We start from the raw sequence: 23,671 nt of genomic DNA, 5'->3' as shown, positions 1-23,671 counted from the left end.
CATTTTGTCGTTGTGTGGTGTGTATAGCTTCAAATACTATTTATAATATAAATACTTTAAATTGAGCAAAAGTGCAACCTTTTCCTTAATTATGGCTATCTTTTTGTTACTTGTATTTTTCTTTTTGTTTTCTTTAATTTAACAGTGGAATTAGTATGTTATTGCGAAAACGCAAAAATTATTTGCTGATTATATTCTTCATTAGGCAATAAATTTGCTTTTGGATAATCGCTTCTATTTGCTGCATTAGGCCAGTTTTGAGCTTCTAAACACACTGCTTGGCGTGCTTTAAAAGGAGAACCTACAAAATTTGCCGTATAAAGCTGCATACCAGGTTGGGTACTTTTAAGGGTTAAATTAACGCCCGTGTGTGGTGAGGTTAATGTAGCCATTGTTTTTAAACGATTGTCATCACTAAAAATATAGCAATGATCAAAGCCACTACCGGCATCAAGCTGTGCATGCTGTGCGCACAATGCATCGCCAATGGGCTTAGGGTAAGTAAAATCAAAGCAGCTGCCCGAGCCATCTTCATGATGGGCAAGCGGTATACTGTTACTATCGATAGGTAAATACGTTGCGGTATTTATTTGCAGCAGGTGATTATTAATGCTCTCACTGCCTTCAAGATTAAAATAGCAGTGGTTGGTAAAGTTAACGAGAGTTTCTTTATCGGTAATGGCTTTGTAACTGAGGATTAGCTCGCCATTGCGTGCAGTAATTGTTTGCCAAACTTGTAACTGCCCAGGAAAGCCTTCTTCTCCATCTGCCGAGCAGTAATAGAGCTCCACTTCATTATTGCTTTGTTTAGTGACTTGCCACAGTACTTTATTAAAGCCTTTTTCGCCGCCGTGTAAGCTATTTGGGCCATTATTTGCTTTAAGTTGGTACTCTGTGCCTGATAATACAAAACGTCCGTTTTCAATACGATTTGCGTAGCGCCCGACTGTTGCCCCTAAATAAAATGGGTTTTCTAAATAATAAGCAGGTTCGTTAACGCACAGTGTCATCTCTTGGTTATTAAACTTTATGCTTTTGATAATAGCGCCAAATGGTAATATTTCTGCAATTAAGCTTTTACCATCGCTAAGCGTTATTACCTCTAACGGTTTATTGCCAGTTGTAGATGCCACATTCATTCTCCATAAACTACCAGCTCAACAGTACCTGTCATAGCGGTGCAACAATATATAATATAAATAGTATATAAGTGAGAAGCGTAACTCAATCAAAATGCGTTAAAATAACGCTATAAAAATTCACAGCTGTCGCTTGTGGTTTACATCACCGCTCCTCATTGCTTGGAGTAAATGCACCTAGTTAAACTAGGTGTTCGCTGAGTGCTGCGACTTCTGCTTCGCTTAAATTTTGTTTAGCTTTGTTTTTAAAGTTATAACGCACTAATACAGTTTTACCCACAACACAGCATTTACCTTGCTGCCACGCCTCTTGCTTAATGGTAAAAGAGCTATTTCCTACATGCTCAACAGCTGTTTTAATCGTCACTTCGTGAGCATAAAATAATTCCCCTACAAACGATGCTTCTATTTTAGCGATGATCAGTTTCCAGTCGTGTGGGTTTAGATCGGGGGTAAAAAATTTAAAAATAGGGACGCGTGCGGCTTCAAACCACACAGGTAGTACGGTATTGTTGATGTGTCCGAGTGCATCTGTTTCGCTAAAGCGCGGCATCACTTTTTCAATAAACATAAAAATCCAAATAATAACTAAATAAAAAGGTAAATCATGACGGACTTTATCCACGTTATTGATAACGCGTTAAGCGATGATTTTTGCGATAACTTTATTACCACATTCTCTAACAGCCCGCATGTAAAACAAGGTGTAACCTCTGGTGGTGTGGACTTAAAAAAGAAAGACAGCCACGACCTGCAATTAAACAGTTACCCAGAATACGCCCAACAATTAAAGCATATTCAGCAAACCACTGCACAGCATGTTTTTAACTATGTAGAAGCACACTTTTTTATGCTAATTGGCGCATTTGGCTTAAAAGTTTATCACCCAAAAACGGGGGATGTGGTGGATTTAACACAGGATAACTTTGACGAAGTGGGCAAACCACAGCTCTCTGTGTTGGTACAACAAATATTTAGACTTGGGAACATTCAGGCGCAAAAGTACGAGGTAAATAAAGGCGGCTACCCTTACTGGCATAGTGAAGTGTATCCACAGCTACAACACAATGAAGCACTGCACCGTGTATTATTATTTATGTTTTATTTAAACGATGTAGAGGAAGGTGGCGAAACAGAGTTTTATTATCAAAAACGTAAAATTGCGCCTAAAAAAGGCACTATGGTCATTGCCCCTGGCTACTTTACGCATACCCATAGAGGTAATAAGCCGGTATCGAACGATAAATATATATTAACTTCATGGGTGCTATTTAATCGCGCAGAGCACATATACGGCACACCTAAAAGCTAAAACAGTCAGCGGGCAAAAACTAACTAACCGCTGACTACTTTAATGCATTTGAGCTTTAATAAGAGTTATTCAAAAGCGCAGATTGGTATAATCTGTCAGTTTCAAAGAAGTTGATCAAACAAATCAAATAACTTATCTAGCTCTTCGGTGGTGTTGTAATGCATACAACCAATGCGCACTACACCGCCTTTATCAAGTACGCCTAACTGCTCACATAAGCCTTGTGCATAAAAATTACCATCCCATACACAAATATGCTGTTTGCCTAAAAACTCAGACACTTCACGCGGCTCTAGCCCTTCAAAGGTTAAAGCAAATGTAGGCGTACGCTCGTTTAAGCGCTCTAGGTCATCAATGCCAAATAGCTTAATGCGCGGGTAATTAACTAAACGCGTTAAAAAGTACTCACTAAGCGCCATTTCATGCTGCTTTGTTTTAGCAAAAGCCGCCGTTAACTTTTCACGGCGCGTGTGGCCTTCATCAAGCCCGCTAATTGCAGCAATGTAATCAACAGCGGCAATAAAACCCGCTAAGGCTTCGAAGCTTTGCGTGCCTGTTTCCCATCGACCTGGTGCTACATCTTTAGCGGGTTCTACTTTGTAAGGCGTAAAACCTTCAAGATGCTGTGTTTTACCGTACACCATGCCTAAGTGAGGACCAAAAAACTTATATGCAGAACAGGCCAAAAAGTCGCAATCAAGGGCCTGAACATCAACAAGCTCGTGCGGTGCATAATGCACGGCATCAACGTACACTAATGCGCCTACAGCATGGGCAAGCTCTATAATACGTTTTATATCGTTAATAGAACCCGTGGTATTTGAAGCGTAAGTTACCGCAACCAGTTTAGTATTGCTGTTTAATAAGCTTTCAAACTGCGCCATATCTAAGCTGCAATCAGCCTCGTTAATTAAAGCTGTTTGAACTTTAACGCCTTTATCTTGCGCTGCTTGCTGCCATGACGATACATTTGAGAAGTGATCAGCGTTAGTTACAATAATCTCATCACCGGCTTGCCAACCGCGTGAAATAGCACGGCTAAAGCTAAAGGTAAGGCTGGTCATGTTAGGGCCAAACACTATATTTTGTGCACTTGGCGCATTAAGTAAATCGGCTGCTGCTTGGCGCGCATTTGCCATTAACTCAACGGTTTTATCACTTGAAAAAAACGCACCGCCTAAGTTTGAGTTGTAGTGCCCTAAATAAGCAGTCATTGCACTTAGTACAGACTGCGGCACTTGAGAGCCACCTGGGCCATCTAAAAATATTGGCGATTTACCATCAACGGTTTGTATTAATGCAGGAAACTGCTCACGTAATTGCGCTATGTTCATGAGCATTCCTTAAGAGGTAAGTACAAAACAATCCAGGTAACCTGGCTTGTTTGTATCTACTTTGTTCATTGGCGTTGCATTGTGCCAAACTTGACGGTCGTTTATTAGTGCAAACATTCCGTCTTTAATTTCCATTTTAAAACACGGTTCAGCTTGCTTGTTTTCGTATACTAGCAGCTCGCCGCCTTCTAAGTTTTCGTGAGAAACACCACATACACAAACATGGTCAAACCCATCTTGATGCACACCTTCTGGTGCTGCGGGCGTATCGCTATCAATGGCAAGCATTCTAAATTGGTGAATTTCAATATCACGGCCTTCATCAATGCCGGTAAGCTCACAAAACTCACTTACAATGCTTTTCATACCTTCTGACTCAAGTAAGCTTTGCTCTAAGTTTTCATAAGTACGCTCAACATTACCCTGAAAGGTATTAATAGAATCGTCTTGAACAAACGCTTTGGCAGCTTGTAGTTTTAGCTCACCATTTTGAAATTTAATTACCGAGTAACGACGCTTACGAAATTCACCATCTGCATACGGATTAGCAGGTAGGTTATCAAAAGAAGGCTTAACCAAGTCAATATTTGCTTGGTTAATAAAACGAAGTTGCAGTAAATTCTGGTTGTTTAATGCAGTCATAAAATCTCGCTTAAAATAATGAGAATATTGAAAGAGATTTTAATGCATGTAGAAAGGAATATTTGCTTTATTATTTATATAAAAAGCGGGTAATGGTTATATTTAATTCATTTAAAACTTATTACAGCATGAAATATTCAATTTTATTTTAACCAATAAAAAACCCGCCTAAGCGGGTTTTTTTAAAACAGCTTTAAATTATACAGCTTGCTGAATAATTACGTTGTCTGCTTTTTTAGTGTACTGAGGCATACGGTGGAAGTTCAAGTAACGGTATGTATCTGCAGCCGTTGCATTGATTTTCTCTGCGTATTCTTGGTACTCAGCTGGTGTAGGTAATTTACCTAAAATTGCCGCTATTGCAGCAAGCTCAGCTGATGCTAAGAATACATTTGCGCCTGTACCTAAACGGTTAGGGAAGTTACGTGTTGAGGTAGAAACAACCGTTGCTTTATCAGCAACACGTGCTTGGTTACCCATACACAGTGAACACCCTGGCGTTTCGATACGTGCACCAACACGACCAAAGATACCGTAGTAACCTTCGTCAGTTAGTTGGTCTTTATCCATCTTCGTTGGTGGAGCTACCCAAAGTTGAGTTGGGATACGACCAGTAAAGCCATCTAGTAATTTACCCGCAGCACGGAAGTGACCAATGTTAGTCATACAAGAACCGATGAATACTTCATCAATTTTCTCGCCAGTAACATCAGAAAGTAAACGCGCATCATCAGGGTCATTTGGAGCACAAAGGATTGGCTCTTTAATTTCTGCTAGGTCGATTTCTACAACGTGCTTGTACTCTGCATCAGCGTCAGCTTCCATAAGTTCTGGGTTTGCTAACCATTCTTGCATTGCATTAATACGACGTTCGATTGTACGTACATCGCCGTAACCTTCAGAGATCATCCACTTAAGCATAACAATGTTAGACTCAAGGTATTCGCTGATAGACTCTTTAGAAAGCTTAACAGTACAACCTGCTGCTGAACGCTCTGCTGATGCATCTGATAATTCAAACGCTTGCTCAACAGTTAAGTGCTCAACACCTTCAATTTCTAGTACGCGACCAGAGAATTCGTTGATTTTACCTTTTTTCTCTACTGTTAATAAGCCTTGCTTAATACCGTAGTAAGGGATTGCGTGTACTAGGTCACGTAAAGTGATACCTGGTTGCATTTCACCTTTAAAGCGAACCAAAATAGACTCAGGCATATCAAGTGGCATAACACCTGTTGCTGCTGCGAACGCTACTGCACCTGAACCCGCTGGGAACGAAATACCTAATGGGAAACGTGTATGTGAATCACCACCAGTACCTACAGTATCTGGTAATAACATACGGTTTAACCAAGAGTGAATTACACCATCACCAGGGCGAAGTGAAACACCGCCACGGTTCATGATGAAATCAGGAAGCGTATGGTGAGTGTTTACGTCAATTGGTTTAGGGTAAGCAGAGGTATGACAGAATGACTGCATTGTTAAATCTGCAGAGAAACCTAAACATGCTAAGTCTTTAAGCTCATCACGTGTCATAGGACCTGTAGTATCTTGCGAACCTACAGTGGTCATTTTTGGCTCACAGTATTGGCCTGGGCGAATACCTGCTACGTTACATGCTTTACCAACCATTTTTTGCGCTAGTGTAAAGCCTTTATCAGATACTTCTGTTACTGCTGGTACTTTAAATACGTCAGTAGCACCTAAACCTAAAGAGGTACGTGCTTTGTCTGTTAAACCACGACCAATGATTAGAGGAATACGGCCGCCGGCACGTACTTCATCTAAAATTACGTCTGATTTAAGTTCAAAAGTAGAGATAACGTCATCAGTACCGTGGCGCTTAACTACACCTTCGTATGGGTAAATATCAATTTGATCACCCATGTTGAACTCATCAACATTTAACTCGATTGGTAACGCACCTGAATCTTCCATTGTGTTGAAGAAGATAGGCGCAATTTTGTTACCTAAACATACACCACCAACGCGCTTATTAGGTACGTATGGGATATCATCACCCATAAACCAAAGCACAGAGTTAGTTGCAGATTTACGAGAAGAACCAGTACCTACAACGTCACCTACGTATGCAAGTGGTAAACCTTGTGTTTTTAATTCTTCAAGTTTAGTGATTGGACCTACTTCACCCGCTTTGTCAGGAGTGATACCGTCGCGCTCATTTTTTAGCATTGCTAAAGCATGAAGTGGGATATCTGGACGTGACCATGCATCTGGTGCAGGTGATAAATCATCAGTGTTTGTCTCGCCGGTTACTTTAAATACAGTAACAGAGATTTTTTCAGCAACAGCTGGCTTGTTAGTAAACCATTCAGCGTCTGCCCAAGATTGAATAATCTTTTTAGCGTGCTCGTTACCTGCTTTTGCTTTTTCTTCTACGTCGTAAAATGCATCAAACATTAATAATGTGTTTGATAGACCTTTTACAGCGATAGGCGCAAGTGTTTCGTCATCAAGTAGCTCAATCATTGGGGCGATGTTGTAACCACCTAACATTGTACCTAATAATTCTGCTGCTTTTTCTTTAGATACTAATGGAGATTGTGCTTCGCCTTTAGCAACTGCCGCTAAAAAGCCTGCTTTGATGTATGCTGCATCATCAACGCCTGGTGGTACGCGGTTGATTAGTAAATCTAAGATGAACTCTTCTTCACCCGCTGGTGGGTTTTTAATTAGTTCAATAAGATCAGCCGTTTGCTGAGCATCTAATGGCGCTGGTACGATACCTAACGCGGCACGTTCTTCTACGTGTTTACGATATTCTTGTAGCACAATATTGCCCTCTTGGTGACGTGAAAGTATTCGGTAGCGCCTCATGCGCAAAAAAAGTAACCCAATACTTATAGTATTCTAACGCGGGATTATAAAGCTTTTATGTATAGATGAAAATCCATCCAGCTAAGCAACTGATTATACCGACTATAAATATTATGAATAGTGGTAAGCATAAATTCTATTTTCGTGAATGTTTGTTAAGTAATAATCATTCTTGTTTAATCAGGCTAATACTGCATATGCTGTTTTAAAGGCATAAAAAAACCCAGCACTAAGCTGGGTTTTTAAAATAAAGTAAGTAACTATTAACGCTTAACTTTTACACGTTCAATAGATTTTACATGTGCTTCTACACGACGGTTTTCAGCGTGAGCTTCTTTCGTGTTAGCTGTGTTTTTAAGACGTTCTTCACCTAGACCAACAGTTGTAATGCGATCTTCAGCAATGCCATCTTTTATTAGCTCTTGTGCTACATCATCAGCACGCTTTTTAGAAAGCATCTTGTTGTAGTTTGCGTTACCTACCGCTGACGCGTGGCCTTCAAGTAGTACAGTTGTATCTTCGTGCTCTTTTAAGAACTCAGATACTGATGCAATGTCGTCAAAGTAACGTTGACCAACTTGTGCAGAATCATGTGGGAAAGTAACTAATAAGCTTGTTGTTACTTCACGGTCTTCGTATAAAGTACAGCCATCGCCATCAACAGCGTCTGTCATTGGCGTGTTAGGACATTTATCATCTTTATCTAGGATGTTGTCGTTGTCGCTGTCTTTAGGTTCTACAGGTACTTCTACTACTGCTGTAGGTGCTGGCTCTACAGGCTGTGCAGGCATAGAGTTTTGGCCAAATAAGTAGTTAATACCAATTTTAGCACCTACATCTGTGTAACCTTTATCAAGACCTTGATATACCGCAGTTTCCGCGTTTACGAAAAAGCCATCAGTAATAAAGTGTTGGTAACCAACACCTGCGTTTAAGAATGTGTTGTCATCTACTACGTCCATTTCTTTAATACCGAATAGACCGTAGAAAGGACCGCCGTCAAGGTGGTAAAGCGCATCAATACCGTAACGCTCGCCGTCGATATTATTACGATTGCCCGCAGCTTTATCGAACGCGTTAAAGTCCATATCTGCATACTCAAGGCGTGCGCTCCAGTAATCGCTGAAACGGTAACCTGCTTCTACACCCCAACCAGTTGACTCGTTTACGTCAAGGCCAGCTTGAGCGCGCATGTTTTCCCATGACGCATCATAGTAGTCACCAAATGCACCAATGTAGAAACCTTCTTCTTTATCGGCAGCGAATGTAGACGCGCTAGTTGCAGCTAACGCAATTGCAATTGTAAGTGATTTTAATTTCATTGTTTTCTTCCCATTTTAACAACTTAGAAAATTGTAGCTAATCAATACTAGCTCAACCAGTTTTGTACACACTACCCGAGCTTTTGTTAATCGATACTTAACGAAAAATAAAGTTTATAAATTTTTTCAACGATCTACAGGCATTCCAACCACCAATTGTAGGTTAAGTAAAAATTTTTACCTAATCTGCAATTAATAAATTATGGTAATTTATAAATAGTTACTTTTTATGAATGCGCACAATACCACCGAGTGTGTAACTGCTCAATCATTGTACACTGCATTATTTAAAAATGACTATTTATAATCAAAAACTTACAATTAATTACAATACTTAAGTACCGCAAAAAGTTTGATAGCCCTTGTCATCTTTACCTGTCTCTTGAAAGCGGGCTAAATTAGCTGTTTTATCATATGGGTTACTCATCACCGTTAACAAGTCGCTTAGCAGCTCGCTCTCGCCGTGTTGATTATATTGCGCAAGGATTTCTTCGACGATGTGATTACGCGGTATAACCCTTGGGTTAGCCGCTCTCATTAGGTTATAGCTGTTTTCATCACATCTTTTTTTCCATAACTGGGCCCATTGCGTTAATTCATCTGGCACTTTGCCACCCTTTAGTGACTCGGTTAAGGCATCAAAGGTGTTGGTGTAATCGAGCTTATGCTCTTGAAATAACAATAATAACTTACTTACAAGCTCTACATCGTCTTCGTTATAACCTGCTAAGCCTAATTTTTGTGCCCACATTTGATTATATTGCTCGTTAAATAACGTAGAAAACTGATTAATTAGCGGCGTCATTAAACTTACAGCTTGTTCGTCATCTTCATGTATAAGCGGTATTAGGCTCTCGGCTAAACGCGCACAGTTCCAACTTACAATATTTGGCTGATTACCATAGGCATAGCGACCTTGCTTATCAATTGAGCTAAACACGGTATCAAAATCAAAGGTATTCATCATTGCACACGGGCCGTAGTCGATAGTTTCGCCGCTTATCAAGGTATTATCAGTATTCATAACGCCATGAATAAAGCCTACTCGCATCCAGCTAATAACCAGCGCTAGCTGACTATTTATAACGGCTGCTAAAAAGTCTAAATAGCGCTGAGCCCCTGTTGATTGAATACTTGGGTAATGGCGTTCAATGGCTACATCAGCTAATTTTTTTAATCCCTCTACATCACCTTGAGTTGCTAAATACTGAAACGAGCCAACGCGAATATGGCTACTTGCTAAGCGGGTAACAATTGCGCCAGGTTGCGGCGGATTACGATAAACAGCTTCGCCTGTGCCGACAACAGCCAAACACCGCGTGGTTTTAATCCCTAAGCCATGCATAGCTTCGCTCATAATATACTCGCGAATAGCGGGGCCTAGTGCACATCGCCCATCGCCTCCTCTTGAAAAAGGCGTGGCGCCTGAGCCTTTTAACTGAATATCCCACAGCTGATTTTTATCATCGCTGATAGCACCCAGTAAGTGCGCTCGCCCATCCCCCAAGCGCGGCGAAAAGTGCCCAAACTGATGCCCAGAATAGCCAAGCGCTATAGCACTTACCGGTTGTGGCTCGTTACCAGCAAAAGTACTGGCGCGCAGCGCAGGCTCAACATCTATATTAAACTGCTGTGCTAACGCTTCGTTCCACAAAAGTAATTGCGCAGCAGCAACGCTTGATGGACTGTCCTCTATAGCGAAGTTATCTGCTATATCAGTGTATCTTGGCACTAGTTTCATGGTTAATCCTCTGTTTGTTGGCTTATGCCTACGCGATTGTCGCCCACGCTGTAAGCCACAATTAAGCTAAGTTCTTGCAGGCTCAAACCACTTTGCTTTTGCATTTCGTTAAAAAACGCCTGTGCGGCAGTGAGTGATTTTTTAGTTTGCAGACCGCCATCTATAATTTTGTGCGCTCTTAGGTAACTTTCCACATCTCGCGAAAGTAAAAAAGTATCTTTACCAAGCGCTCTCAAGGCATACGGGCCAGTATTTCCACCCAAACGGGCGCCGTGTTTTTTTAAATATGTCCATAAACCAATAATGTCATCGCTTGGCCAGTTAGCTACAAACTTGCTAAAACTGCCATGTTCCTGAGCTATTTCGTGGATCATGTAGGCATTTTCAGGAATTGTTTTTACCTTTTTATAATTACGAATAATGCGCTCATCAGTTGCTTTTTGCTCTAGCATATCGGGCGGCATCATAAGTAATTTATCAACACTAAACTGCCAAAAAACCTCTCTAAAACCTGGCCATTTACTGTTTATTACCGACCAGTAAAACCCGCTTTGAAATACTTTACGGGTAAACTCTTCAAGCCAATCGTCGTCACTTAATGCGCTTAATGCTTTTTTAGATAAGGGTTTTGCGAGTAATAACTTAAGCATTTTTTCAGAACCTTTTCGCTCTACTGCTCGCTTATAAATATCGCTAAATTTTTCCATACTTATTAAATACCTCATCACTGCTCATAGGGTTAGTTTACGAGAAAAGCAGCTAATACGTAACCACCCACATTTTCGATGAACTAATCTGTATCCTGCAACTTGACACCTAGACGGCTAAAATGTTTTAATCGCCGCAATTACCCTATTTAAATTGTATTTTGTTAAACCTTTTGCGGTTAAACAAAATACAAAGGGCTAGAAGAGGTGCGTTATTCAGGTAGCGTATGTTAGGAGCGCAAACTCCAGTGAGCATATGTGAGGGGAATACCGCCGAGAGGTAAACGCTTTTGCGAAGCAATTACTTCGGGCGACTAGGTTGAATCCTAGCGACTGTCACCAATAGCTGTTTTAGAGCAGCTTATTAGTTTGGTGGAGAGCTTCTGGTCTTAAATAATAAGGCCGTGCGCCCTATTATTTTAAGCCCATTCGCTCTTCGAATACTGTTCGAACGACGTTAATGCGGCTCACATCATACAGCCTCCTTAATATCTCGAACACCTTATAGGTTCGTAAGAGATGATTCACAACTTCAATTTAGACGACTACGCACTGTGGACAGCGCTTGTTACGCCGTTTGATCAACAAGGTAATGTTGACTACGACACGCTCACAACACTTGTTAGCGAACAAGAAGCGGCACACAACGGTATTTTACTGCTCGGTAGCACAGGTGAAGGCTTAGCCCTTACGCTTAAAGAGCAGCAAGGCATTGTTGAGCACGTGTGCCAATTAAAACCCAGTGTACCGCTTATGGTTGCTGTTGGTGGTAGTAATTTGGCCCAACAAAAAGAATGGGTTAGCTACTGTAACCAATTACCTATTCACAGCTACTTATTAGGCTCGCCTCTTTATGCAAAACCAGGGGCTGTAGGTCAAACACATTGGTACGAAAGCTTATTAAACGAAAGCGCGCATCCGTGTATGTTGTACAACGTACCTGGGCGCAGCGGTGTAAGCATTCCTATCGAAACCATTGAAAACTTAAAAGCGCACCCAAAACTGTGGGCTTTAAAAGAAGCCAGTGGCAACATCACCCAATTTGAAGCATACCGACAAGCCGCGCCTAATTTAGCGCTATACAGTGGCGACGATGCACTTATGCCCTACTTTGCCCAAGCAGGTGCAAAAGGCTTAGTTTCGGTTGCGGCCAATGCATGGCCTTTGCAAACACACGAATTTGTAAAGCGCAGCCTAAGCGGTCAACACCCCAATTTATTTGCTCAGTGGACTCGCGCTATCAATAGCCTATTTGCTGTAGCAAACCCTATTCCCGTTAAAGTGCTAATGCACCAGCAAGGGCGTTTAAATAGCCCACTGTTGCGCCCACCTTTAACGCATCTTGAGTTAACGCAAACCGATTGCATTACCACTGCAAACGACACCATTTTATCTTGGCATTAAACACAGGTTTTTATAATGAGCTGGTTAGAACTACTAAATAATTTAGAATCGGGCGCAGTACGCGCAGCATCACAAAACGAAAGCGGCCAATGGGAAGCTAACGTAGAAGTAAAACAAGGCATTTTAGAAGCCTTTAAAAATGGCACTAACACCGAGTTTGCAGGCGGGTTTGTTGATAAGCACAACCTTGCACCGCAAGAATTTAGCACTGACGATGGCGTGCGTATGGTACCAGGTGGCACCAGTGTTCGCCGCGGTGCCTACGTAGCTAAAGGCACTATTATTATGCCACCAGCGTACGTAAATATTGGCGCATACATCGACGAAGGCACTATGGTTGATAGCCACGCATTAGTGGGTTCATGTGCACAAGTTGGTAAAAATGTACATTTAAGCGCAGCTGTGCAACTTGGTGGTGTACTTGAGCCAATTGGGGCAAGCCCAGTCGTGGTTGAAGACGATGCGTTTATTGGCGCAGGTTGTGTCATTGTTGAAGGCGTAGTGGTTAAAAAAGGCGCTGTACTTGCACCAGGTGTGCGTTTATCTGCAACTATTCCGGTTTACGACTGTGTTAACGAGCGTCAGCTAGATAAAGGCGAGCCAATTCCAGAGTACGCTATTGTAATACCAGGCTCTCGCCCTGCGTCTAACGAATGGGCTCGTGAGCAAGGCTTAAGCATGTCGTGTGCACTCATTGTTAAATACCGCGACGAGCAAAGCGATGCATCGTTATTGCTAGAAGAGGTTTTACGATAATGAGCTTTTTGAGCACGCCTATCAAGGCCGCCGTGAATACACTTACTCAGCAACTTGATACACCTTTTTTTGTTTACGACTTAGACAAACTAAACGCACACCTTACCCGTTTAGTTGCGCAAACCGATGTAAAGCTTTGGTATGCGGTAAAAGCCAATCCGCTTTCTAAGGTTATTCAATGCCTAGACAGCGCCGGATTTAACTTTGACGTAGCAAGTAAAGGTGAGCTTGAACAAGTCCTTGCACAAGGTATTAGTTCACAGCGCGTGCTCAACACAGGGCCTGCAAAGAGCCCTAAACAAATTAAACACTTTATTGAGCGCGGCGTGCGTATTTTTGTTGCCGAAAGCCTCAATCAAGTACGTTGGTTAAACCAGCAAGCGCAGCTGCAAAATACGCAGCTGCAAGTATTACTGCGTGTGCAATTACGCTGGCCAGAAGGTGAAAAAAACCCATTAGGGGGTGACAGCCTTACACCGTTTGGGCTTGGTTGCGATGAATGGCAAGCGCTCAATACTGGCGATTACCCAGCACTTAATTTTGATGGCCTGCATATTTTTCAGTGGGGCAACATGCTTAGCACGCAAAAGCTAAGCGAGCTGTGGTCGCAAATGATTGCACCGCTTACCACCTTGGCTAATAACTTAAATATAAACCTGAAAATTTTAGACTTAGGCGGCGGTTTAGGTATTCCTTACACACCAAACGATGCAACACTTGAGTGGGATGGATTAATCACCGCGCTGGCAAAAATTAAAAAAGATGCGGGTGTAGACGAGCTTTGGATGGAGCTTGGCCGTTACGCTGTAGGCGAATGCGGTCATTACGCTAACCCCGTCGTTGAGTGCAAACAAAACTACGACCAACAGCAAGTTATTTTAACCGGTGGTATTAACCACTTATTGCGCCCAGCTGTTACAAGCCAAGATTTTCCTGCAGCGTTACTACGCGAATCAACAGCGCCAGAACAAGCAATGAGCTTATATGGCCCATTATGTACTGCCCTTGATTGCTTAGGCGAGCATAGCCTACCAAGCGATTTAAACGAGCAAGACTGGCTGGTGTTTAGCCAATGTGGTGCCTATGGTTTTACCGAAAGCATGCCCTATTTTTTATGCCATGAACTAGCTGCAGAATACGTGTTACAAAATGGCGAGCTCACGTGTGTGCGCCAAGCAGAAGATGCCAATCACTACTTAAGGTAATAAACATGAGCATAACAACACCCATTAGCCAAGAAAATATTGTAGTAGGGGAAGTAGCAAACGGCTTACCCCTCACTATTCCGGTGTATCGCTTAAAAGGCGATGGCAGCGGGCCAAGCGTGTATATTCAAGCCAATATGCATGGCGCCGAGGTACAAGGTAACGCGGTTATTTTTCAGCTGCTAGAGCAGTTAAAACAGCTCAATTTAAAAGGCGACATTACCTTAGTACCTTATGCTAACCCTATTGGTTGTAATCAAAAATCAGGGGAATTTACCCTTGGCCGATTCGACCCTATTACTGGCACTAACTGGAACCGTATGTATCACTACAATAGTGATTTAGTCACCCAGTTTGCACACGAGCATAGCCAGTACGACGATGCAGCTTTAAAAAGTAATTTTAAAAAAGCCCTGCTTGATGAAATAGATGCCAAACTTAACGGCCCAGCTTACTTGCTCAATACCGGTAAACGCATTGCGCTTAACCTGCAAAAGCTTGCGCATCAAGCCGATATAGTGCTCGACTTACACACGGGGCCTATTTCAAGTAAGCATCTGTACTGTCCAACGTATGCCAGCGACAGCGCACGTTATTTTAATATTGAACACGTACTGCTTATTCCAAGCGACTTTGATGGCGCAATGGATGAAGCTAGCTTTTGCCCATGGTGGCATCTAAGTGATGCACTTAGTGCGCAAGGCAGGGACTTCAATGTACAGGTTGAGGCCTTTACAGTAGAGCTAGGCAGCCAAGAAAAAATAGATTTAGCAGCCGCCTTTGATGATGCAAACAGCATTTTAAGCTATTTGAACCATAAAAATGTATTGTTAGATGCAGCGCATCAACCTAAGCAGATGACTCGTTATGCGTGCCATTTAGATGACTACTTTGCTTATTATGCGCCGATTGGCGGCATGGTTGAATATGTTGCCCCATTAGGCGCACACATAAAGGCAGGTGAGCCAATAGCCCATATATTGCGCATGGAGCGCTATTTAACTGAGCAGCCCCTACAAACATTAAGCCTTGATTGCGATGCAATTGCTATTTTGCATTTTGCCTCAGCAAGCGTAAACCAAGGCACTGAACTTTATAAGTTTTTTACTAACGTATTTGAGTTATAACGCACCGCGCTATAACTCCCCCTTCTCATTGCGTGAGAGTAAGTTAACTAACTTACAATATAAGCGGCTATATGCCGCTTTTTTTGATCTGTGATAACGGTGTAAACGTAAGGTAATCAAATAAGTGTAAATTCAGTGAAAGTTCACCGTTACAAATGTAAAAACACGTTATAATTTATAAATCTACCTTACTCTCAAAGGAATAAACAATGAGCTGGCGTTATTGGATTGCAGTTACGGCTTTACTAAGCACACCCTCTTTTGCCCAACAAGAGGTTAAAAAAAATGAACAAGACAACGACATAGAGCTAGTTAAGCAATGTATTTTAAATGAAGTAATTGGTGGCGATGGTAAGCAAACCTTAGACGAGCTGCGCACAAAATGCTCCGCCCTTGAAGAAAACAAACAACTTACCGCACTTGATAAACGCAAGGCTCGCGAAGAGGTAAGCAAAAAAAATCGTAACGTAATTACGCCGCATAAACGTAACTACATTTTACCTTTATCGTATGTCTCGCACCCTAACGATCGCCCGTTTGATGGCTTTGACGAGCTAACAGATGAAGAAAATGGCGAACCCCTTGATAACCTAGAGGCTAAATATCAGCTTTCTATTAAAGTGCCACTGTACGATGATTTTGCAGATGACGACCAAGCCATATTTTTTGGCTTTACCTTGCAGTCGTATTGGCAAATTTATAACTCAGAGATTTCTTCTCCGTTTCGTGAAACCAACTACGAACCAGAAATATTTTGGGTAAACTACCTAGACCAAGAAAACGTACTTTGGGGCGACGAAATGGCCATAGCGCTGGGTATTTCGCACCAATCTAATGGCCGCAGCCAGCCAAACTCTCGTTCATGGAACCGAATTTACGCCGATTTTATATGGGAAAAGAGCGGTTTTGTATTTAGCTTTAAACCTTGGTATCGCATTGCCGAGGATGAAAAAGACAATATATTAGAAGCCGATGGCGACGACAATCCAGATATTTACAAATACATGGGTTACTTTGAATTTGGCGGGGCGTATCGTTATCACGATCACGAGTTTAGCTTTATGACTCGTAACAATTTAAATTCAGATAACCGTGGTGCACTTCAACTAGATTGGTCATTCCCGCTTTGGGGTCGTTTACGTGGCTACGCGCAATACTTTAACGGTTACGGTGAGAGCCTAATTGATTATAACGCTGATGTAGAGCGTATTGGTGTAGGTATATTACTTACCGATTTACTTTAATTTATTAATACACCATAAAAAAAGCCAAGCCCTTTTATAAAGTGCTTGGCTTTTTTATTAAAGCGTTACTCGTTATTTTTTAACGGCAAACACCCCTTCAAACTCTGCAACAACATCGCTGCCATCAAATATAGTAACAGGTACTACGTAGCTTGCTTTGCCTGTTGTTTCCAGCTCACTGAGCTTACCTTTACAGGTTTGCACATCAACACAACCACGTGGGTCGGTATTAAGTGGTTTTAAGTATTTTATAGTGGCATCGGCTAATACAATATTGCCCTCAAGCCCTGCCTCTTTAAGCGCTAAGTACGTTGCGCCCCAACCGGTTAAGGTTGCTAAGCTGTATATAGAGCCTGCAAACATAGTATTGTGTAGGTTTAAGTTAGCGTCTAAATCAGCACGCGTTGTAAACTGCCAGTCTGTGTAGCTTTCTACTTTTATACCCATTGCATCACTAATTGGGATTGATTCACGCCAAATATTTTGCAGTACTTGCGTCCAATCAGGGTGGCGAAACCAACCCGGCTCACTAGGCTTTTGTTTAATCATTTTGAAATGTTGTACATCGCCATACGCAAGGTGGGCTTTTTCTTTTAGCTCGTAGCCGTGGCGCTTATAAAACTCAAGCGCACGCTCGCGAGCAAATAACACTAATTCGCCTGCATTTTGCGTCCATGCTATTTTTTCAAGCTCGTGTAATAAACGGCTACCAATATGCTGGTTACGGTTGCCTTCGGCTACGGCCATGTAACGTACTTGCGCTTGTTCATGGTTGTTAAAGTGTAAACGGGCCACACCAAGCACATCACCGTTGTTATTTTTAATAAAGCGATGCTCTGAGTCTTGTTCCATATCATCTTGTTCAGAGCCACGAGGCTCATTCCAAGGCGCACGTAGTACTTCCCAACGTAATTGATAGTACGCTTGCCAGTCTTCGCTGCTCTGCGGTGTAGTTACTTGAAACATATATACTCCTGTTGTTTTGCCGTAAATAAAAAATAAAGGCTACGGCATGTAATCCAACTGAATAACTCTTTAACCTGCACATTGGTTTTTACATTAGAAAATTAAAGATTAAGTTGGTTGGAATTATTATGGCAAATACCATACTCCATCTTTTAAACACTGCCAATACGACTTTGGTAAGCAAGCGAAAAAATAACTGTTTTACCCATCGCATCAGCTAGTTTATGCTGGGCCTTTAGAGATTGAGCATGCACTGAGCGAAGGGTTCTGCCTAGGGGAAATTTACTCTTTGTTGCCTACATGGGTGTAAGCCAGTAGAGTAATGCAGGAGCAGTTACCTAGCCCACCAGGTTACAAATCTCGCGCCGCGATTAAATCGCCCCCTAGATTGAACAAACTTTAATCCTGAAAGGTCAACAGGCCCTTAATGTTATGAGCGATTTTATAAACCCTTTAACGGGTGTAGTGAGTAGCCACTTTATTAGTCACAGCCAAGATATTGGGCAACTAGTTTACTGGCATAAATATACAGGCGATCACATACAGGTTCGCCAATTCGGGCAGCTTCGCTGGCTGCTAATTAACGATACATTGCAATCGGTGATAGAGCTTAACAATCCACAGCGCTTACTATTTCCACATTTAACCTATTTAGCTAAGCAGTGGCAAACCTTAGCACCACCAAATCATGTGTTAGAACTTGGCCTTGGCGGCGGCGCTATACGTAATTACTTACAATACACTTACCCGCACGCACACGTAACATCAGTTGAAAAAAATGCAGATATAATTGCCTGCTATACAGATTTTTTCGCTCTTAAAAACCAAAGTGACGTGCAGTGTGATGATGCGCAAAATGTACTTAGCAAAGCACATAACCATGACTGGATTATTCTTGATTTATTTAGCCAGATAGATGCACCACGATTTTTGTTTGAACGCGCTTTTTATCAAAAAATATACGATGCGCTAAACGCAGGTGGCACGTTATTTATTAACTTTTTGTCGCAACATGAGTCGCAGTTAATTCAGTTACAGCAATTACTATTTAATGTGTTTGGCGTAAAAGTAAGCCCGCATAAAATTGCGGGCTTTGTGAATCATATTATTATTGTTACTAAAGCTGGTAATTAAACCGATAAGTTAAACGTAACAGGTCCATCGTTACACAAGCTCACTTGCATATCGGCGCCAAACTCTCCCGTGGCAACACTAATACCCTGCGCTTTAGCTTGAGTTACAAAGTACTCGTAAAGCGCGTTAGCTTGGCTAGGTGTGGCTGCCGGTGAAAAGCTTGGCCGCATGCCTTTTTTAGTATCAGCCGCTAATGTAAATTGCGACACCACGAGTAACTCACCGCCTATATCTTTTAGACTTAAGTTCATTTTGTCGTTTTCATCGGTAAATATTCGGTAATTACTTACCTTATGCAATAGTTTGTCGGCGGTTTGCTCATCATCTGGTTTTTCAACACCGAGTAACAATAATATACCTTGGCCAATTTCACCTATAACTTGGTTATCAACTTCTACTTTGGCACTTTTTACACGTTGTATTAAGCCCTGCATTTAACTGCGTTCCTCTGTTTTTAGTTCTTCATCAATGTCTATTTCTGGTGTTTGTGGTACATGATTAGGGCTTATACAGGCGGTAAATTCGGCCCCTAATAACACCACCACCCACGACAAATACACCCACACAAATAAAATAGGAATGGTCGCAACAGCGCCATAAATTACTTCGTACGAAGGAAAATGGCTAATATAAAGCGCAAAGCCTTTTTTAGTCAGCTCAAATAATACTGCCGCAAAAAGAGCCCCAGGTAGCGCAGCCCGAATAGATACAGGCGTGTTAGGCACTAAAGTGTATAACATTAAAAAGCCAATCATCGAAAAGCCATAAGGCACCAGCTTTAACAAAAAGCCACTAAACCCAGGAATGCCCTGATCGGCAAACGACACTAACGAAACAATATACGATGTAACACCAATACTTGCGCCCAGCAGTACGGGGCCTAAGCTCAATACCATCCAATAAACCGCAAAAGAGATCATCATGGGGCGTTTTTTCTTAATACGCCAAATACGATTAAGCGTGGCATCAACATTACGTATAAGCAGCAGTGCAATCGCCGCTAAAAAGCCAATACCCACCGCGGTCATTTGGTTCGCATTGCCAGCAAAGGAGCTTATATGCTCTTTAATCACATCAGATGAGGTAGGTACAAAGTTAGTAAACAAAAAGCTTTCTATGGCTATGCGGGTAGATTCAAACCCCGGAAAGGCCGAAAATATTGCCACGCCTACCGCTATCAGAGGCACTAAAGAAAGCAAAGTAACATAGGCAAGGTAGCCTGCATTCACTGTAATTTGATCGTCTATACAGCGGTTAACGTACTGCATCCACCAGCTTGGCTGTTGCCTTAAAAAGGAGATAGCTTGCTGTTTATAAAGGGAGAGCTTATCATTCATACAATTGACTTGTGCTAATCGAATTTTGATTATGATAGCAATCAGCACCATAATTTACAGCACTTACTGGTAAATAGGGATCCAAATGAAAAAACAAACATTACTTAGCGCCTCGGTACTGGCCATTACGCTTACTTTATCGGGCTGTCAGTCGGCCTATTATTCTGCAATGGAAAAAGTAGGTGTACATAAGCGCGACATTCTTATTGACCGCGTAGAAGAAACCAAAGATTCACAAGAAGAGTCGCAAGAAGAATTTCAATCAGCACTTGAGCGCCTAACAACTTTAATTAATTTTGATGGCGGCGAGTTACAAGATGCCTACAATCAACTTAACGACGATTATGAGTCGAGCTTAGCAGCCGCTAATGAAGTGTCGAGCAATATTAATAAAGTTGAAGATGTAGCAGAAGCTTTATTTGACGAATGGAGCGATGAGCTTGAGCAATACAAAAGCGCGTCGCTTAAGCGCGAAAGCAGTAAAAAGCTAGCGGCTACACAACGCCAATTTAGCCAGTTACTACGCTCTATGCGCAGTGCAGAGAGCAAAATGGAACCAGTACTATCGTCTTTACAAGATAACGTACTGTACTTAAAGCATAACTTAAACGCACAAGCGGTTGCCGCTATTAAAGGCGAATTCACTAATTTAAAGCGTGATATTCAAGTGCTGATGAACGACATGAATAAATCAATTGCCGATTCAAACAAGTTTATAGAGCAAATGAATAGCGCTGGCTAATCAATTAAAATCTGCCTAACAAAGCCTGCATATTGCAGGCTTTTTTGTTGTTACGTTTTGTTACCTTTGAACTATTTGTTAATCTTTTGATGTTGTTATACTTTTATAAAAATAATAATAGATAACAACAATGAAACTAAAAACCACCAGCCTTGTATTTATTTGTGGATTGCTTAGCGCTTGCGAAACTACTAATCGCATTGAGGTGATTGCAGGGGAAAACACGCTTACCCCGCAGCATCAAACAGGCGAGCGAAAAGGGCGCTTTTATAACCTCTACCCTGGCAAAAAAACCTACCCCACCACCTGCGAAACCGGCTGCTACCCGCCAAGCCCTAAATTACAATGCAAACAAGACGCTGAAGATTGCCAATTTATTGCTGAGCAAAAGCCAATTAATTTAAATACGGGCTTTACCGTGCGCTGGCTAGGACACGCTGGGTTTATGATCCGCACACCTAACGGACAACACGTGCTATTTGATCCTGTAAAAGAGCAGTTCGACTCACCTGTTGATTTAGCCTTTAGGTTAGCCTCAGGGTTTTACAGGCAACCCGGCGATTGGCTTACAAAAAACGAGCTTAAAAACTTAAGTGCAGTGATGTACTCGCATATTCATTACGATCACTTTAATAAAGCCGATATAGAAGAGCTTGGTAATCAACCTCGCTACTTAACGCCATTAGGTATGGCCGACAACTTCCCTACTGGTGGCTATAACATTAGCGAAATGGCCTGGTACGCAAAAACAGAGCTTGATGATTTAACGATTCATGCCCTACCAGCGCACCACTTTAGTAGCCGTGTATTGGTACCCTTTATTTACGAAGATAACGATAAAGACCTATGGAATGGCTGGTTGCTTGAGCAAAACGGCAGTACCGTGTTTTTTGCAGGCGATACCGGCTACTCAAAACACTTTAAAGACATTCAGCAAAAGTATGGCGATATAGACATATGCCTACTGCCCATAGCCTCGTATTACAGTGAAGACAGCCCTACTTGGTATCGTTATGTACACACCACACCAGAGGATGCTGTAAATGCAGCTAGTGACCTTAACTGTAAAGTAATGATACCGTGGGGCTATGGTAACTCAAGCTGGAAAATGGGCGACCGGACAAGTCATTCAGCACTGCTAAGGTTACTACATATGCACAATAAAATGGCTTCAACCACACCTTTATATATTTTAAACGAAGGCGAAAGTATTTCACTGTAACTCATTGCTGAACTGTTTTAGGATGATTGTAATATCTAAATACATATTAACATTGAGAAATTAATGAAAAAACACGCATTAGCTTTAAGCTGTTTATTAAGCGCCCCAGTAATGGCCATTGATGTAGCGCACACATCGACCCCTATTACTATTGATGGCATATCTGAAAGCGCATGGGATAAAGCAACGTGGCATGATATGCCGCATTTAATGGATGGCACCTTGCCCTCATCAGATGCCGACTTTAAAGGCCGCTACCGCCTGCTGTGGGATAAAAACTACCTGTATTTACAAGCCGATATAACTGACGATGTACTTATTGATACGCACCCAGACCCGACCGTAAAATATTGGGATGACGATGCGCTGGAAATTTTTATCGATAGCGACGCCTCAGGCGGTATTCACCAGTTTAACCATACTGCGTTGGCATATCACATCGGCCTTGATAACCAAGCTGCCGATTACGGCCCCGATAAAAAAGCCCATTTATACACCGACCACTTAACAAGTAACTGGAAGCGTAATACCCAAGCCCCTTATAACATCACCTGGGAAGTTGCTATAAAGCTCTACCCTAACGATTACCAAGAAGGCGCTGTAAATACGCCCATTACGCTTAATGAAAAACAAGTCATTGGCTTTATGCTCGCGTATTGCGATAACGATGGCAGCAAAGTACGCGAACACTTTATGGGCTCTCACGAAGTACAACCAGTCAATGGCGACAGAAACCGTGGTTTTATAGACGCAGATGTGTTTGGTAAAATTACCCTGCTGCCAAAAAGTAACTACTAATAAATAGTTGAGACGTAGGTTGGGTTGAGCGCAGCGAAACCCAACGAAAAAACACCCTACCAACAATGACAGATGCTTTGCGTTATCGATTGATTAAGCTTTGACGCTTTTACTTCTCTTTGTGCAAATATTTTTTAAGTAAATTATTCACAAAGAGAATAAGAGGCGCTGCGCTTTTAGAGATAAATACATTGTGGCAGTTTCACTATAGAACGAACTATAAACACTGAGGTATTTGGAAAAACCACTCAACCGCCAAAAAGTAACCACTAATAAATAGTTGAGAAGTAGGTTGGGTTGAGCGCAGCGAAACCCAACGAAAAAACACCCTACCAACAATGACAGATGCTTTGCATTATCGATTGATTAAGCTTTGACTCTTTTACTTCTCATTCCCTTCTCCTTGTGCAAATATTTTTTTAAGTGAATTATTCACATAGAGAATAAGAGACGCTGCGCTTTTAGAGATAAATACATTGTGGCAGTTTCACTATAGAACGAACTATAAACACTGAGGTTTTTGGAAAAACCACTCAACCGCCAAAAAGTAACTACTAATAAATAGTTGAGAAGTAGGTTAGGTTGAGCGTAGCGAAACCCAACGAAAAAGCACCCTACCAACACGCACTACCACTATGCATTGTTGCAGATTTATATAGCCTACTGACTTTCAGCTTAAACCAGCCTATTTAGCTGCG

At 41.8% G+C, this 23,671-nt stretch carries 21 protein-coding genes and 1 riboswitch; of the genes, 10 read left to right on the top strand and 11 right to left on the bottom strand.

Features of this window, described 5'->3' with window-relative positions; translation table 11 throughout:
* Window positions 1–158 precede the first annotated feature (158 nt).
* Together PSH54_RS12695 and PSH54_RS12690 are read right to left on the bottom strand one after the other, a co-directional pair.
* Window positions 159–1,139: an aldose epimerase family protein gene (locus PSH54_RS12695; RefSeq protein ID WP_273606270.1), complete on the bottom strand. Its 981-nt coding sequence runs from the start codon at window positions 1,137–1,139 to the stop codon at window positions 159–161.
* Between the two features lie 181 nt (window positions 1,140–1,320).
* The gene (locus tag PSH54_RS12690) at window positions 1,321–1,710 is read right to left on the bottom strand and encodes an acyl-CoA thioesterase (RefSeq protein ID WP_024032015.1); all 390 of its coding nucleotides are present in this window, start codon (window positions 1,708–1,710) and stop codon (window positions 1,321–1,323) included.
* Window positions 1,711–1,746: 36 nt separating this feature from the next.
* On the opposite strand from PSH54_RS12690, the gene PSH54_RS12685 reads away from it, so the two are divergent.
* The gene (locus tag PSH54_RS12685) at window positions 1,747–2,451 is read left to right on the top strand and encodes a 2OG-Fe(II) oxygenase (RefSeq protein ID WP_004588165.1); all 705 of its coding nucleotides are present in this window, start codon (window positions 1,747–1,749) and stop codon (window positions 2,449–2,451) included.
* A 101-nt stretch (window positions 2,452–2,552) separates the two neighbouring features.
* Here PSH54_RS12685 and PSH54_RS12680 read toward each other — a convergent pair whose 3' ends face one another.
* From PSH54_RS12680 to PSH54_RS12655, 6 genes are all read right to left on the bottom strand, one after another.
* On the bottom strand, window positions 2,553–3,785 hold the full coding sequence (locus PSH54_RS12680) for a cysteine desulfurase-like protein (RefSeq protein ID WP_273606269.1): 1,233 nt from the start codon (window positions 3,783–3,785) through the stop codon (window positions 2,553–2,555).
* A gap of 9 nt (window positions 3,786–3,794) precedes the next feature.
* Window positions 3,795–4,427, bottom strand: a complete 633-nt coding sequence (locus tag PSH54_RS12675; protein ID WP_004588163.1) for a 2OG-Fe dioxygenase family protein — start codon at window positions 4,425–4,427, stop codon at window positions 3,795–3,797.
* A 198-nt stretch (window positions 4,428–4,625) separates the two neighbouring features.
* Window positions 4,626–7,223, bottom strand: a complete 2,598-nt coding sequence (gene acnB / locus PSH54_RS12670; RefSeq protein ID WP_273606268.1) for a bifunctional aconitate hydratase 2/2-methylisocitrate dehydratase — start codon at window positions 7,221–7,223, stop codon at window positions 4,626–4,628.
* A gap of 308 nt (window positions 7,224–7,531) precedes the next feature.
* Complete coding sequence (locus PSH54_RS12665) at window positions 7,532–8,590, bottom strand: OmpA family protein (protein ID WP_004588161.1); 1,059 nt, start codon at window positions 8,588–8,590, stop codon at window positions 7,532–7,534.
* A gap of 334 nt (window positions 8,591–8,924) precedes the next feature.
* The gene (locus PSH54_RS12660) at window positions 8,925–10,331 is read right to left on the bottom strand and encodes a protein adenylyltransferase SelO (RefSeq protein WP_273606267.1); all 1,407 of its coding nucleotides are present in this window, start codon (window positions 10,329–10,331) and stop codon (window positions 8,925–8,927) included.
* A gap of 2 nt (window positions 10,332–10,333) precedes the next feature.
* Window positions 10,334–11,038, bottom strand: coding sequence for a DNA-3-methyladenine glycosylase I (locus PSH54_RS12655; RefSeq protein WP_273606266.1), 705 nt, complete (start codon window positions 11,036–11,038; stop codon window positions 10,334–10,336).
* A 194-nt stretch (window positions 11,039–11,232) separates the two neighbouring features.
* A riboswitch (Lysine riboswitch) is annotated at window positions 11,233–11,429 on the top strand.
* 128 nt (window positions 11,430–11,557) lie between these two features.
* Here PSH54_RS12655 and dapA point away from each other — a divergent pair.
* The 5 genes from dapA (at window position 11,558) to PSH54_RS12630 (ending at window position 16,774) form a co-directional block, all read left to right on the top strand.
* Window positions 11,558–12,442, top strand: a complete 885-nt coding sequence (gene dapA / locus PSH54_RS12650) for a 4-hydroxy-tetrahydrodipicolinate synthase (protein ID WP_029773500.1) — start codon at window positions 11,558–11,560, stop codon at window positions 12,440–12,442.
* A 15-nt stretch (window positions 12,443–12,457) separates the two neighbouring features.
* Window positions 12,458–13,198, top strand: a complete 741-nt coding sequence (locus PSH54_RS12645; protein ID WP_029773501.1) for a 2,3,4,5-tetrahydropyridine-2,6-dicarboxylate N-succinyltransferase — start codon at window positions 12,458–12,460, stop codon at window positions 13,196–13,198.
* Window positions 13,198–14,403, top strand: a complete 1,206-nt coding sequence (locus PSH54_RS12640; RefSeq protein ID WP_273606265.1) for a PLP-dependent decarboxylase — start codon at window positions 13,198–13,200, stop codon at window positions 14,401–14,403. The genes PSH54_RS12645 and PSH54_RS12640 overlap by 1 nt, the downstream gene beginning before the upstream one ends.
* A 5-nt stretch (window positions 14,404–14,408) precedes the next feature.
* Window positions 14,409–15,530: a succinylglutamate desuccinylase/aspartoacylase family protein gene (locus tag PSH54_RS12635; protein ID WP_273606264.1), complete on the top strand. Its 1,122-nt coding sequence runs from the start codon at window positions 14,409–14,411 to the stop codon at window positions 15,528–15,530.
* A gap of 209 nt (window positions 15,531–15,739) precedes the next feature.
* On the top strand, window positions 15,740–16,774 hold the full coding sequence (locus tag PSH54_RS12630) for a phospholipase A (RefSeq protein WP_004588421.1): 1,035 nt from the start codon (window positions 15,740–15,742) through the stop codon (window positions 16,772–16,774).
* A 72-nt stretch (window positions 16,775–16,846) separates the two neighbouring features.
* Here the strand turns inward: PSH54_RS12630 and PSH54_RS12625 are convergent, their stop codons facing one another.
* A complete protein-coding gene (locus PSH54_RS12625) occupies window positions 16,847–17,740 on the bottom strand; it encodes a bifunctional GNAT family N-acetyltransferase/hotdog fold thioesterase (RefSeq protein WP_024032005.1) in 894 nt (297 codons plus the stop codon).
* 432 nt (window positions 17,741–18,172) lie between these two features.
* Here PSH54_RS12625 and PSH54_RS12620 point away from each other — a divergent pair, with 432 nt between their 5' ends.
* Window positions 18,173–18,874, top strand: coding sequence for a spermidine synthase (locus PSH54_RS12620; protein ID WP_273606263.1), 702 nt, complete (start codon window positions 18,173–18,175; stop codon window positions 18,872–18,874).
* On the opposite strand, the gene dtd is transcribed toward PSH54_RS12620, so the two are convergent.
* Together dtd and PSH54_RS12610 are read right to left on the bottom strand one after the other, a co-directional pair.
* Complete coding sequence (dtd, locus tag PSH54_RS12615; RefSeq protein ID WP_273606262.1) at window positions 18,871–19,308, bottom strand: D-aminoacyl-tRNA deacylase; 438 nt, start codon at window positions 19,306–19,308, stop codon at window positions 18,871–18,873. The genes PSH54_RS12620 and dtd overlap by 4 nt on opposite strands.
* Window positions 19,309–20,211 (bottom strand): virulence factor BrkB family protein, encoded by a 903-nt coding sequence (locus PSH54_RS12610; RefSeq protein WP_029773504.1) that lies wholly within the window; start codon window positions 20,209–20,211, stop codon window positions 19,309–19,311.
* An 85-nt stretch (window positions 20,212–20,296) separates the two neighbouring features.
* Between PSH54_RS12610 and PSH54_RS12605 the strand changes: the two genes are divergently transcribed.
* The 3 genes from PSH54_RS12605 to PSH54_RS12595 all read left to right on the top strand — a co-directional run bounded on the left by PSH54_RS12605 (window position 20,297) and on the right by PSH54_RS12595 (window position 22,973).
* Complete coding sequence (locus tag PSH54_RS12605) at window positions 20,297–20,953, top strand: DUF2959 domain-containing protein (RefSeq protein ID WP_004588426.1); 657 nt, start codon at window positions 20,297–20,299, stop codon at window positions 20,951–20,953.
* A gap of 130 nt (window positions 20,954–21,083) precedes the next feature.
* The gene (locus PSH54_RS12600; RefSeq protein WP_273606261.1) at window positions 21,084–22,175 is read left to right on the top strand and encodes an MBL fold metallo-hydrolase; all 1,092 of its coding nucleotides are present in this window, start codon (window positions 21,084–21,086) and stop codon (window positions 22,173–22,175) included.
* A gap of 63 nt (window positions 22,176–22,238) precedes the next feature.
* Window positions 22,239–22,973: a CBM9 family sugar-binding protein gene (locus tag PSH54_RS12595; protein ID WP_273606260.1), complete on the top strand. Its 735-nt coding sequence runs from the start codon at window positions 22,239–22,241 to the stop codon at window positions 22,971–22,973.
* Window positions 22,974–23,671 lie beyond the last annotated feature (698 nt).

Source organism: Pseudoalteromonas sp. Angola-30, assembly GCF_028599215.1.
GTDB classification, from domain to species: Bacteria; Pseudomonadota; Gammaproteobacteria; order Enterobacterales; family Alteromonadaceae; genus Pseudoalteromonas; species Pseudoalteromonas atlantica.
The sequence above is the reverse complement of the archived record's forward strand: the minus strand, read 5'-3'. Positions and strand labels throughout refer to the sequence as shown.